Here is a 13,110-nt window from a genome sequence, read left to right on the forward strand (position 1 = left end):
TGCGCGATGCAGACAACAACGAGGAGAATCACATGGCCGGAAAAGGCTGGTTTTACGTGGCCCTGACCTGCCTGTTCGAGCTGGTCTGGGTGTACGGCTTCAACGTGGCAACCGCATGGTGGCATTGGATACCGATCATCGCGGTGATCTTGGTGGACTTCCAATGGTTGGCGCGCGCCTGCGAAACGCTGCCGACCGGTACGGTGTATGCGGTGTTCGCTGCCGTGGGCACGGTGGGTGCTGCTTTGATGGATATCTTTCTGTTCGATGGCAGCTTTAGCGTTGCCAAGGGTGCTTTCATGGCGCTATTGGTGGTGGGTGTGATCGCGCTGAAGCTCGCCGACGGCAAGACAGACAGCGCCGGTGCTGCCGGTCAGGGAGGCTGACATGGGTTGGTTTTTGGTAGTGGCCGCCGCACTGATGGAAACGCTGGGCGTGATTGGCCTTAAGCGCTACAGCTTGCGCAAGAATGCGCTCAATGCGTTGTTGTTCTTCGGCGGTTTTGGCGCATCGTTCGTGTTGTTGTACCAGTCGTTCCGCTACATCCAGCTCAGCGTGGCCTACGCCGTATGGATTGGCCTGGGCACTGCCGCAGCGGTACTGGTGAACATGCTGTTCTTCGGCGAGTCACGCAGCACCGCGCGGCTGCTCAGCCTTGGCGTCATCGTCATCGGCGTGGTGGGATTGAAAGCGGTGTCGTGAATGTAAAAGCCCCGGTGATTGCCGAGGCTTTTTTTGCGAGGCGATGCTTGATCGCGCATCCCTTCTCCCGTTTACCGGAGAAAGTGCCCCGTAACGGCGGATGAGGGGATTTTGAGCACTTGAGCTTTTCGTCTTAACAGAAGGCTTCGGTCGATATCTCGCCAAGCCCACGAGCACTGCTTCGATCTTCCCCTCACTCCAACCCCCGCTCCTCGGCCCTTGCGTTTCCGCAAGGGCGCTCACCGGGCTGCCAACCAAGGGTTCGCAAACAGCCCGTTTCGCCCCGCAGGCGGGAGAGGGGCTTTCAGAGAGCAGTGCCTAAACCCTCAGCGCTGCGTGCGACGACGCAGCGGGGTGACGTTGCTAGGGGTGCTTGCGGCTTTCTTGCTCTTCTTCGCTGCCGTTGGTTGCGACTGTGCGATGAAGAAATCACGCATCTTCGGATACACCACCTCGCGCCAGCGACGGCCGCTGAAAATGCCGTAGTGACCGGCGCCTTCAACGATGAAGTGGTTGCGGCGCGAAGCCGGAATACCGGTACACAGTGCTTGTGCGGCTTCGGTCTGGCCGAGGCCGGCGATGTCGTCCAGCTCGCCTTCGATGCTCAGCAGGGCGGTGTCGCGGATTGCTGAAGGATCCACGCGCTCACCACGGACATACCACTCGCCGCGCGGCAGCAGGAACTCCTGGAACACCACGCGAATGGTGTCCAGATAGAACTTCGCCGGCATGTCCAGCACCGCGTTGTATTCGTCGTAGAAATGGCGATGCGCGTTGGCATCGCTCATGTCGCCCTTGACCAGGTCGGTGTAGAAATCCCAATGCGACATCAGGTGGCGGCTGGGATTCATCGCCATGAAACCGGCGTGCTGCAGGAAGCCCGGATACACACGACGACCCTGGCCCGGGTAGGGCGCCGGGATGGTGTGGATGACGTTGTTCTCGAACCATGACAGCGGATTGCGCGTGGCCAGGTTGTTGACCGCAGTCGGACTGCAACGGGCATCGATCGGGCCGCCCATCATCACCAGCGAGCGCGGTGTGGGCTCGCCACGGCTGGCCATCAGCGACACGGCGGCAAGTACCGGCACGGTCGGCTGGCAGACGCTCACCACGTGCACGTTGTCGGCACCGAGGTGACGGATGAATTCCTGCACGTACTCGATGTAATCGTCCAGGCCGAACTCACCTTTTTCCACCGGCACCATGCGCGCATCCACCCAATCGGTGACATAGACGCGGTGGTCACGCAGCAGCGTGCGCACGGTGTCGCGCAGCAGCGTAGCGTGGTGGCCGGACAACGGCGCTACCACCAGCACGGCAGGCTGTGCGAGCAGGGCTTCAACCTTGGAGGTGTCGTTGCTGTGGCGCTTGAAGCGCAGCAGCTTGCAGAACGGTTTTTCCATTTCCGTGAGCTGGGCAATGGGGACGATTTCGCCATCCAGCTCCAGCTCATGGATGCCCCACTCGGGCTTCTCGTAATCCTTGCCGAGGCGGTGGAACAACTCGTTCATCGCGGCGAAGCGATCGGCACCCGGCATGGCTGACCACCAATGCCCCGGTTGGTTGAAAAACGCCGCGTTGGCTTGCGCCTGGTGAACCCAGGGCGCGAGCAGGTTGCGGGTCAACTCATGCAGGTTATAAAGCATAGAGATGCAATATGTATGGTCATATGGTGCTTCGCAGCATAGCGCAATCGAGCGGCAGCGGCGTTAAGCGTTAACGCCGCCTATTCAGCGGGTTTGCTCAAGCGCGGCGATGTCGTCGCTGATGGCTGGCCCCAGCCAGCAGTGCGAGCCCACCGAACGGAAGCCAACCTGCTGCAACTGGCGTCGGTACCAGCTCGCTGGGCGCTTCTGGAAGCCATCGTGGTCACCGTGGAAATCGTCCTCAGCGGTGAAGGTTTCCAGGAAGGCGACACCGCCACAGAGCTCGGCGAGGCCTTCAATCCCCTGGCGCAGTTCACGGCTGGGTACGTAATGCATTACGTCCGAGCAGATCAGCAGATCCACCGGTGCGCATGGGCGCAACCATTGGAAATCGCCGAAGCGGGCCAGGTGCATGTCGCGGGTGCGGCCGTAGCGGCGTACCGCGTATTCGCTGCTGTCAAAGCCCATGTACTGCACCTTGGGGCGCAGTTTGAGGAGCGGCGCACGCCAAGCGGCTTCACCGCAGCCGATATCCAGCACGCTGCGGATGGGGCGTTCGAGGTAATACTCCGCGCTGGCAACGGCCAGCTGCACCTTGCGGGCCAGGCGTGCTGCGCCGCCGATATCACCGCGTCGGTACCAGCGTTGGAAATAGGCGGCGTCGTACTGCTTGTCCTGCATGTGCGTGTCTTGTGTGGATGGGTGAAAATGGCGCTCATCCTACGCCGCCGCTGGAGCACATGCATGCAGTCTTATTTCTGGGTCAAGACCTTCCATCTGGTGTTCGTGGTCGCGTGGATGGCGGCGGTGTTCTACCTGCCGCGGATCCTGGTCAACATTGCCGAGGCATCGGGCCAGCAAGCCGTGGTTGAACGGCTGCAGCTGATGGGCAAGCGCTTGTACGGTTTTGGTCACAGCATGTTCGGCATTGCCTTCCTGCTGGGCCTGGTGCTGTGGCTGGGTTACAAGGTGCTGCCGGATTTCCCGACCATGGTCGCGCCGGGGGCTGCCGGTTGGCTGCATGCCAAGCTGGGTCTGGTGATGCTGCTGCTGGTGTATTTCATCTTCACCGGCCGCTGGTTGAAGGGCACGCTGAAGGGCAAGACACTGCCGTCCTCGCGTGCGCTGCGTTGGTTCAATGAGTTGCCGCTGGTGTTGTTCATTGCCATTGTTTACTTGGTGCTGGCCAAGCCGTTCTGAACCTGTAGGCCTTTAGCAGCGACTTTGCTTGCGCAGCCGATGAGCTGAGCGGCTGCAAGCGTTGCTGCAATGGCAGAATGCGAGAGGGCAGTTTGTGCTGACGCCGGATGCCGCATTGGCTTCGCGCCCCAACCGACGCGGGAATCTGAAATGCAAAAGGCCGGCAATGCCGGCCTTTTTCTATTTCGCATTGCTTACTGCTCGGTGTCGCGCAGCCGAGCATGCGTTGCCACCGGTGTGCTCGCCGGGTTTCGAATCCTGGGTTCGTAAGCGACCCGTTTCATTTCGCGATGGCAGCTACTTGCGGGCAAAAAGAAGGCCGGCAATGCCAGCCTTCTTTATCAACAGTGCAAGGGCTGGCTTACGCCGCCTCGTAGGCACCATAGCTGCGCAGGCGCTTGTAGCGCTGCTCCAGCAGCTCTTCCACGCTCAGCTTTTCCAGCGCATCCAGCTCGTTGAGCAGGACGGCCTTCAGGCGCTTGCCCATTTGTGTGGGATTACGATGCGCGCCGCCGATTGGCTCGCGGATCATCTTGTCGATCAGGCCCAGACTCTTCAGGCGCGGGGCAGTCATGCCCAGTTGCTCGGCAGCGTCCTTGGCCTTGCCAGCGTCCTTCCAAAGGATGGAGGCACAGCCTTCCGGGCTGATGGTGGAGTACACGCTGTATTCCAGCATCAAAGTGCGGTCGCCGACGCCCAGCGCCAGTGCGCCGCCGGAACCGCCTTCACCGATCACCGTGCAGATCACCGGTACTTTCAGTTCGGCCATTTCCATCAGGTTGCGGGCGATGGCTTCGGACTGGCCGCGCTCTTCGGCATCAATGCCCGGCCATGCGCCAGCGGTGTCGATCAAAGTCAGCACCGGCAGCTTGAAGCGCTCGGCCATCTTCATCAGACGCAGTGCCTTGCGGTAGCCCTCGGGCTTGGGCATGCCGAAGTTGCGGCGCACCTTTTCCTTGGTATCGCGGCCTTTCTGGTGGCCGATCAGCATCACTGAACGGCCGCCGATGCGGGCCAGGCCGCCGACGATGGCTTTGTCATCGGAGAAGGCGCGGTCGCCAGCCAGCTCCTGGAACTCATCACAGAAGATACGGATGTAGTCCAGCGGGTACGGACGCGACGGGTGGCGGGCCACCTGCAGTACCTGCCACGAGGAAAGGTTGCGGAAGATCTGCGCGGTACGCAGCCGCAGCTTGCCTTCCAGCGCCTTCACCTCGGCATCGACATTGACCGCCGGCCCCGCGCTGGCACTGCGCAGGTCCTTGATCTTGGATTCCAGATCAGCGATGGGTTGCTCGAAGTCGAGGTAGTTCGGATTCATCGAAAACCGTCATGAATTTTAAAGGAGGGAAGTGTAGCCGAACGCGCCCGGGCAACCCGTACGCGTCCGTTCGGTCAGTTGGCCCAGGGCGGGCTGTACTTGACCTTGACCCGGCGCACGGCCGGGTCTTCGCGCAGGGCGTCGAGCAGCTGCTTGCTGACCCGCACCGCGCCAGGGCCACCCAGGTCGAGCATGCCGGCGATGCTGCCGCTGGGCTTGCCGTTGAGCAGCAGGTCCAGACGCAGCGGGGTGCGGCCGGGGCGGGCGGTGGCGAGCAGGGCATCAATGCGTTGCCAGGTGGGGCCGCCACGGCCATCCACCCGCAGCGACAGCCGCAGTGCATGGTCGGCGCACAGTTGCTCGTAATCCCAGCACTGGCGGATGCGCAGCGCGTAGCCGCCGTTGAATTCGTCTTCGCGCAGGCCGCCCTTGACCACCAGGATGCGGTCCTTGGTCATCAGGTGGCCGAATTCAGCCAGGCCATCGGTAAATGCGCTGCATTCCACACGGCCCTTGCCGTCTTCCAGCTGCATGAACACCTGGCTGTCGCCCTTGCGGCGCACGCCGACCACCATGCCGGCGAGGATGACCGGCGACTCCTGGCGCCAGGCCCGCTTTTCGCCGTCCTTGGATGGGAAGGCCGGGGCGATGAGCTTGTCCAGCCCGCCCAGGTCGGTGCCGACCAGTTCCTTGACGTCGTCCGCGTACGGGTCGAACGGGTGGCCGCTGAGATAGAAGCCCAGCGTTTCGCGTTCACCGTTGAGCAGTTGGCCCAACGCCCATTCCTTGCTCTCGGGTAGATCGAGCTGGCGGGCGGTGCTGGCTGCATCGGGCGCGCCAAACAGCGAGTTCTGGCCGGACGCCTTTTCGCGGGCCATCTGGTCGGTGGCCTTGAGCACTTCCGGCAGCTGCAGCATCAACGTTGCGCGATTCTTGCCCAAGCCATCAAGCGCGCCGCAGTTGATCATGGCTTCCAGCGTGCGGCGGTTGAGCTTGCCTGACTCGATGCGCGTGCAGAAATCCAGCAGCGTGGCGTACTCGCCGCTGCGCTGACGTTCTTCGACCACCGCTTCGCACGCGCCCTGGCCGACGCCCTTGATGGCACCCAGACCGTAGCGGATGGTGTCGGCGTTGGCCGCTTCAAACATGTAGCAGGAATCGTTCACGCGCGGCGGCAGTACGGTCAGCCCGAGGTTGCGCACCTCGGCCAGGAAGCCCACCACTTTGTCGGTGTTGTCCATGTCCGAGGACAGCGTCGCGGCCATGAACTCGGCCGGGTAATGACGCTTGAGCCATGCGGTCTGATAGCTGACCAGCGCATACGCGGCGGCGTGCGATTTGTTGAAACCGTAGCCGGCGAATTTTTCCATCAAGTCGAAGATGGCGTCGGCCTTGGCCTCGTTCACGCCGTCTTTGGCTGCGCCTTCGCGGAAAATTTCGCGGTGCTTGGCCATTTCCGCCGGCACCTTCTTACCCATCGCGCGGCGCAATAGATCGGCGCCGCCCAGCGAGTAGCCGCCGACGATCTGCGCCATCTGCATCACCTGCTCCTGGTACACCATGATGCCGTAGGTGTCTTTCAGGATGGCTTCGGTACGCGGATCGGGATAGATGATTTCTTCCTGCCCGTGCTTACGCGCGTTGAAGGAGGGAATCAGGTCCATCGGGCCGGGGCGGTACAGCGACACCAGCGCGATCAGGTCTTCGAAGCGGTCAGGGCGCGCATCTTTCAACAGCCGGCGCATGCCCGAGGATTCGAACTGGAACACCGCACCGGTATTGCCGTTGGCGAAAATGTCCTTGTAGGTCGGTGCGTCGTCCAGCGGTATCGCGGAAATATCGACCGGGGGAATGCCCGCGCGCTCATGGCGCTTGTTGATCGCCTTCACCGCCCAATCAATGATCGTCAACGTACGCAGGCCGAGGAAGTCGAACTTCACCAGGCCCACTTCTTCAACGTCGTTCTTGTCGAATTGAGTGACCGGGTTCTTGCCGAGCCCGCCTTCGTCATGTTCGGCGTACAGCGGGCAGAATTCACTCAGCGGCTCGGGACCGATGACCACGCCACCGGCATGCTTGCCGGCGTTGCGGGTGAGGTCTTCCAGTTGCAGCGCAAGGTCGATCAGGTCGCGGACGTCATCCTCGCTTTCATAGCGCGAGATCAACTCGGCGGATGCCATTTCCGAATTCGCGCCCTCCTTGCCCATGCCCAGCGCATCCTTCAAATGGATGCCGAGGATGTTGGGGATCAACTTGGAAACGCCGTCCACCAAGCCGTAAGGGAAGCCCAGCACGCGCCCGGTATCGCGCACCACAGCCTTCGCCGCCATGGTGCCGTAGGTGATGATCTGGCTGACGCGTTCGCGGCCGTACTTGCGCGCGACGTAGTCGATTACTTCATCGCGACGGTCCATGCAGAAGTCGATGTCGAAGTCGGGCATCGACACGCGTTCCGGGTTGAGGAATCGCTCGAACAGCAGGTTGTAGGGCAGGGGATCAAGATCGGTGATCTTCAGCGCCCACGCCACCAGCGAACCGGCACCCGAACCACGGCCGGGACCGATCGGAATACCTTGATTCTTACCCCATTGGATGAAGTCGGCCACGATCAGGAAGTAGCCGGGGAAGCCCATCTTGATGATGGTATTGAGTTCGAACTCCAGCCGCTCGACATAGTCTTCGCGGCTCATGCCCGGCGCCAGCGGGTTTTTCTGCAGGCGTTCGTCCAGACCGTCGCGCGAGATTTTCTGGATCCAGGTGTCCAGCGTTTCGTCGTCGGGCACCGGGTAGTTGGGCAGGAAGTAGGTGCCCAGCCGCATCTCGACGTTGCAGCGCTCTGCCAGCGCTCGCGTATTGTCGATGGCGTCGGGGATATCGGCGAACAGTTCGCACATTTCCTCCGGCGTCTTCAGGTACTGCTCGCGGCTGTAATCGCGCGGACGCTTGGGGTCGTCCAGCACGCGGCCGGTAGAGATGCACACGCGCGCTTCGTGCGCGTCGAAATCGTTCGGCGACAGGAAGCGCACATCGTTGCTGGCGATCACCGGCAAGCCGCGCTGGCCGGCAGCCATCAGTGCGAACTGATTGAAGGCTTCTTCACCGTCGCGCTTGGTGCGGGTGAGCTCCAGGTGCAGGCCATCACCGAACACGCGCTGCCAATCGGCGAGCTGTTGCTCGGCCAGGTCATGGCGGCCTTCGCTGGCCAGGCGTCCGGCCAGGCTCTCGCGGCCGGCCAATGCAAACAGATTCCTGCAGCCATCCTTCAGCCACTGCGGGTGCACGGCCACGCCGCCCTCATTGCGGTGGCCTTCCATCCAGGCGCGGGTGAGCAGCCGCGACAGACTCAGATAGCCCTCGCGGTCGCGGCAGAGCAGCGTCATCCGCCACGGATCCTGGCCTTCCTCGGCAATCAGCAGGTCGGCACCAGCGATGGGCTTGATGCCCACGCCTTCGGCGGCCTTGTAGAACTTCACCAACGCGAACATGTTGTTCAGGTCGGTGACGGCCAGGGCGGGTGCCTTCATCTCCACCGAGCGGCTGAGAAGGTTGGCCTGCTTGGCCTTCTTCGGATCAGCCTGGTCCGGCTTGGCCGGCACACGGATGGTGGAATCCACCATCGAGAATTCGGTGTGGACGTGGAGGTGTACGAAGCGGGAAGAAGTAGACATGCCGGGCCAGAAGTGTGCCGAAGCAGGGTAGCGACGGGGGGAGCGAGGGACAAGAGCTTGAAGCTGAAGTGAGTGAGGAGGGGTGAGGAATCAGGCGTGGGCTACTAGCCGTGAAGGGGAGGCGGAGTAACCGTCTTGGCTGCGTGCGTTAGGTATCACGACACCGCGCGATGATTCTCGCTGTTGTTTTGATGCTGTCGCTGCGGGTGCTTTGTTGCTGCTCTCTTCAAAGGAGACCGAAAGCAGGAGAAGACTGGCGCAGTCGTGCGTTTGCGTTCGCTACCGTCTTCACTTTATGCATCACACCTGTTTACTAACTCCTGCCGTCAAGCGCAGCCCTGACCGGCGCAAACGAGCGGCGATGTTCCAGGCAAGGGCCGTGCGCTTTCAACGCTGCCAGATGCGCCGGCGTGCCATAACCCTTGTGCTGGTCGAAGCCGTATTCGGGGTGCTGCTGGTGCAGGTCCTGCATGTATCGGTCGCGGCTGACCTTGGCCAGGATTGAGGCTGCCATGATCGCGCGGTCGATGGCATCGCCACCGATCAAGGCTTCGGCCGGGCAGGGCAGGCCTTTGGGGACTTTGTTGCCGTCGATGCGCGCGAACTGGGCGACATGCGCCACGCCTTCCACAGCCTGCCGCATGCCCTGCATGGTGGCCTGAAAAATGTTGAGGCTGTCGATCTGCGTCACATCGACCATGACGATGCTGTAGGCCAGCGCTCGCTCGATGATGCGGTCGTAAAGTACTTCGCGCTTGGCGGCGGTCAATGCCTTGGAATCATCCAGGCCATTGAGGCGTGGCCGGTCCGGGCAGAACACCACCGCAGCAACGGCCACCGGGCCGGCTAGCGGGCCGCGTCCGGCTTCGTCGACACCGGCGATCAGGCGCGGGCCCTGGCGTTCGCTCAATACGGCATCGTCAAACAGGGACAGCGAGGCGTCCGCTGCCTTGGCAGGTACACGACGGGTGGTCACGGCTGGCCTGTACGGGCCGGTGCTTCCAGCAGGCCCGCCACGGCCTCGGCGGCACGCGCCGAAGCGTCTTGGCGTAGTTGCTGATGCAGTCGCACGTAGTCGTCCTGCAGGGCACTGACACTTTCGGGGTGCGCAAACCAATGTCGCACGGCAGCTGCCAGGTTTTCCGGGGTGCAGTCGTGCTGCATCAGTTCCGGCGCGAGGTCTTTGCCGGCCAGCACGTTGGGCAGTGCATAGCGGTTGACCTTGATCAGGCCCAGCGTGCTGACGATGCGATACGTAAGTTCAGCCACACGGTAGCCGACTACCATCGGCCGCTTGACCAGCATGGTTTCCAGCGTGGCCGTTCCAGAGGCCAACATCACCACGTCGGAGGCGATCATCGCGTCGCGGGCCTGGCCATCCAGCAGGTGCACGCGCGCGCTGGGCAGCGCCGCGGTGCGCATCTGTTCGACGATCATTGCCTTGCATTTGGCGTTGGCTGCCGGCACCACGATATGCAGGTCGTGCTTGTCTTCGCACAGCTGCCACGCGGCAGCGAAGAACGGTGGGCCGAGGCGACTGACTTCGCCCAGGCGGCTGCCGGGAAGCACCGCCAGCACCGGCGCCAGCGCGGGAATATCCAGCGCCGCGCGTGCTTGCTGGCGATCGCTTTTCAGCGGAATCTCATCGGCCATCGGGTGCCCGACAAAGCGTGCGTCGATGCCGTGGCGGGCATAGATCGGCGGTTCCATCGGGAACAGGCACAGCACCATGTCCGCGCTGGCACCAATTTTTTCCGCGCGCTTTTCACGCCATGCCCATACCGACGGGCTGACGTAATGCACGGTGCGCAGGCCGCGTTGCTTGAGCCACTTTTCCACGCCCAGATTGAAATCCGGCGCGTCGATGCCGATGAACACATCCGGCTGCCACTCGAGCACGCGCTGGCGGAATGCCTTGCGTAATTTCAACAGACGCGGCAGGTGACGCAGGATTTCGGTCAACCCCATCAATGCCAGTTCGCTGGCATCAAACCAGGTTTCGCAGCCAGCATTGCGCATCGCATCGCCACCGATACCCGCGAACTCGGCATCGGGATAGCGCTGGCGCAGGGCGCGGATCAAACCTGCGCCCAGTCCATCACCCGAGGCTTCGCCAGCGACCAGCGCGATACGGGGTTTTCGGTGGGAAACGGGGATTGGGGAATGGGGAACGGAAGATGAGTGCACCGATGGCAGCTCGTTCCCTGTTCCTTGTTCCTTGTTCCCTGTGGTGTTCCCTATGCTCATCGCTGCAGCGGACGCTCGGCGCTTTCGATGAAGTCCAGCAACTGCTTGACGTCATCGCTGTCCTGCGCCTGCTCGGCCAGTTGCTGCTTGGCTTCGGCCAGCGGCAGGCCTGCCACATAGATCGTGCGGTACGCGCGTTTGATCGCGGTGATGCGTTCGCTATCAAAACCGCGACGCTTCAGCCCTTCACTGTTGATGCCGCGCGGGCGGCCGTGGCCATCGATGCCGACCATGGTGAACGGCGGGATGTCGCCCGTCACCAGCGAGCCCATGCCGAGGAAGGCGTGGTCGCCAATGCGGCAGAACTGGTGGGCACCTGAGAAGCCGCTGATGATCACCCAGTTGCCGACGCTCACATGGCCGGCCAGTGTGGTGTTGTTGGAGAACACACAGTGGTCGGCAACATGGCAGTCGTGCGCCACGTGGGTGTAAGCCAGCATCCAGTTGTCGTTGCCAATGGTGGTCACGCCGCCACCACCCGCGGTGCCACGACTGAGCGTGACGAATTCCCGGAACACATTGCGGTCGCCAATCACCAACTCGGTACGTTCACCGGCGAACTTTTTGTCCTGCGGCTCCCCACCTACGGCGACGTGGCCGATGAAGCGGTTGTCGCGGCCGATGCGGGTCGGGCCGTGGATACTGCAATGAGGACCTACTTCGGTGCCATCACCAATCTCGACATCGGCGCCGATCAGGGTGAACGCGCCCACGCGCACGCCTTCGCCCAGCTTGGCCGAAGGATCAATGGCTGCGGTCGGGTGGATCAGAGGGGCGCTATCGCTCATCAGTGCTGCTCCGGCCAGATTATTCGCGGGTGCCGGCGCACAGCACTTCGGCGTGTGCGACTACTTCACCATCCACCTTAGCTTCGCCGTAGTAGACGGCCATGTTGCGGATCACACGCTTGACCTGCACATGCAGTTCCAGCACATCACCCGGCACGACCTGCTTCATGAAGCGCACGTTGTCCACTTTGACCAGGTAGAACAGCTTGGACTGCGCATCGCGGCCCAGGCTCAGTTGGGTCAGCACGCCGCCTGCCTGTGCCAGCGCTTCGATGATCAGCACGCCCGGCATGATCGGCTGGCCCGGGAAGTGGCCCTGGAAGAACGGCTCGTTGATGGTGACGTTCTTGTGCGCAATGATGCGCTTGCCTTCCACATCAAGCTCGACGACCTTGTCGACCAGCAGGAATGGATAGCGGTGCGGGATCAACGTCTGGATGGTGTTGACGTCGATGGGCATCTGCAGTGGTGCGTTCATTCCTTCTCCTTGCTCACAGCCAGGATGCGCCTTGCCAGCGAATCGAGCTGCTTGAAACGCGCGGCGTTTTTGCGCCACGTGCGGTTGTCTGTCAGTGGGGTGCCCGACGAATATTCGCCAGGCTCGGTAATCGAATTGCGCACCACCGATTTGCCGGTGATGACGACGTGGTCGCAGATTTCCAGGTGGCCAACCACGCCAACCGCACCGCCCAGAAGGCAGTAACGGCCAATCTTGGCGCTGCCGGCAATGCCGGTGGAGCCAGCGATGGCGCTGTGCGCGCCAATCTGCACGTTGTGGGCGATCTGCACCAGGTTGTCCACCCGCACGTCTTCGTCGAGCACGGTGTCTTCCAGTGCGCCGCGATCCACGCAGCTGTTGCAGCCGATCTCGCAATCGTCGCCGACGCGTACGCCGCCGAGCTGCGGCACCTTGACCCAGCGTCCGCCATCCATTGCCAGGCCGAAGCCTTCGCCGCCGAGTACGGCGCCGGGGTGGATGCGCACACGCTTGCCCAGCTTCACGCGGGCAACCAGGGTGACGCGCGCGAGGAGTTCGCAGGCCGAATCCAACGTGCAGTCATCACCGATGACGCTACCAGGGCCGACGATGCAGCTTTCGCCGATCACGCTGCGTGCGCCGATGCTGACGAAGGCGCCGATATGTGCCGTCGGTGCCACCTCCGCGCTGGGGTCGATGACCGCGCTGGGATGGATGCCGGGCTCGCGTACCGGAATGGTTTCGAACAGTGCGCCGATCCGGGCGAAGGCGGTGTACGGATCCTTGGCAACCAGTGCCGTGCCCGGTGCGGATTCGGCATCATCGGCACGCAGCACCACGATGGATGCCTGGCTGTCGGCCAGCTGCGCGCGATAACGCGGATTGGCCAGAAACGTCAGCTGGCCGGGGCCGGCATGGGCGAGCGTGGCCACGCCATGGATGACAGCAGCCGGGTCGCCGTGTACCTGCAGACCGAAGCGGTCGGCAAGTTCCTGTGCGGTATGGGTAGGAGTATTCACGCGGCGAGTTTAGCGTGTGAGCAGGTCACGGTCATGCG

The 13,110-nt window shown here is 62.6% G+C and carries 11 protein-coding genes and 1 pseudogene; 3 read left to right on the forward strand and 9 right to left on the reverse strand.

What is annotated here, in order from left to right; all coding sequences use genetic code 11:
- The first annotated feature begins 32 nt into the window (after positions 1-32).
- Positions 33-386 carry an SMR family transporter gene (locus PAN08_RS10220; protein WP_269791413.1) on the forward strand — a complete coding sequence of 118 codons (354 nt, stop codon included), beginning with the start codon at positions 33-35 and terminating at the stop codon, positions 384-386.
- 1 nt (position 387) lies between these two features.
- Positions 388-702, forward strand: a complete 315-nt coding sequence (locus PAN08_RS10225) for a multidrug efflux SMR transporter (protein ID WP_269791414.1) — start codon at positions 388-390, stop codon at positions 700-702.
- Between the two features lie 425 nt (positions 703-1,127).
- On the opposite strand, the pseudogene phaZ reads toward PAN08_RS10225, so the two are convergent.
- Both phaZ and PAN08_RS10235 read right to left on the reverse strand, forming a co-directional pair.
- Positions 1,128-2,351 (reverse strand): annotated as a pseudogene (phaZ, locus tag PAN08_RS10230) (polyhydroxyalkanoate depolymerase); the annotation flags it as partial.
- Between the two features lie 84 nt (positions 2,352-2,435).
- Positions 2,436-3,032, reverse strand: coding sequence for a class I SAM-dependent methyltransferase (locus tag PAN08_RS10235; protein ID WP_269791416.1), 597 nt, complete (start codon positions 3,030-3,032; stop codon positions 2,436-2,438).
- A gap of 63 nt (positions 3,033-3,095) precedes the next feature.
- Between PAN08_RS10235 and PAN08_RS10240 the strand changes: the two genes are divergently transcribed.
- A complete protein-coding gene (locus tag PAN08_RS10240; protein ID WP_269791417.1) occupies positions 3,096-3,551 on the forward strand; it encodes a CopD family protein in 456 nt (151 codons plus the stop codon).
- 361 nt (positions 3,552-3,912) lie between these two features.
- Here the strand turns inward: PAN08_RS10240 and PAN08_RS10245 are convergent, their stop codons facing one another.
- The 7 genes from PAN08_RS10245 to lpxD form a co-directional block, all read right to left on the reverse strand.
- Positions 3,913-4,872: an acetyl-CoA carboxylase carboxyltransferase subunit alpha gene (locus PAN08_RS10245; protein WP_269791418.1), complete on the reverse strand. Its 960-nt coding sequence runs from the start codon at positions 4,870-4,872 to the stop codon at positions 3,913-3,915.
- A 74-nt stretch (positions 4,873-4,946) separates the two neighbouring features.
- Positions 4,947-8,540 carry a DNA polymerase III subunit alpha gene (gene dnaE / locus PAN08_RS10250; protein WP_269791419.1) on the reverse strand — a complete coding sequence of 1,198 codons (3,594 nt, stop codon included), beginning with the start codon at positions 8,538-8,540 and terminating at the stop codon, positions 4,947-4,949.
- A gap of 313 nt (positions 8,541-8,853) precedes the next feature.
- Entirely contained in the window at positions 8,854-9,516 is a 663-nt protein-coding gene (locus PAN08_RS10255; RefSeq protein ID WP_269791420.1) for a ribonuclease HII, read from the reverse strand.
- Positions 9,513-10,787, reverse strand: a complete 1,275-nt coding sequence (gene lpxB / locus PAN08_RS10260) for a lipid-A-disaccharide synthase (RefSeq protein ID WP_269791421.1) — start codon at positions 10,785-10,787, stop codon at positions 9,513-9,515. Before lpxB ends, PAN08_RS10255 begins: the two co-directional genes overlap by 4 nt.
- Complete coding sequence (gene lpxA / locus PAN08_RS10265; protein ID WP_269791422.1) at positions 10,784-11,575, reverse strand: acyl-ACP--UDP-N-acetylglucosamine O-acyltransferase; 792 nt, start codon at positions 11,573-11,575, stop codon at positions 10,784-10,786. Before lpxA ends, lpxB begins: the two co-directional genes overlap by 4 nt.
- A gap of 19 nt (positions 11,576-11,594) precedes the next feature.
- Positions 11,595-12,053, reverse strand: coding sequence for a 3-hydroxyacyl-ACP dehydratase FabZ (fabZ, locus tag PAN08_RS10270; RefSeq protein WP_057635013.1), 459 nt, complete (start codon positions 12,051-12,053; stop codon positions 11,595-11,597).
- Positions 12,050-13,072 (reverse strand): UDP-3-O-(3-hydroxymyristoyl)glucosamine N-acyltransferase, encoded by a 1,023-nt coding sequence (gene lpxD, locus PAN08_RS10275; protein WP_269791423.1) that lies wholly within the window; start codon positions 13,070-13,072, stop codon positions 12,050-12,052. The genes fabZ and lpxD overlap by 4 nt, the downstream gene beginning before the upstream one ends.
- Positions 13,073-13,110 lie beyond the last annotated feature (38 nt).

Origin of the sequence: Stenotrophomonas sp. Iso1 (assembly GCF_027497995.1) — a bacterium.
In the GTDB taxonomy this organism is placed as follows: Bacteria; Pseudomonadota; Gammaproteobacteria; order Xanthomonadales; family Xanthomonadaceae; genus Stenotrophomonas.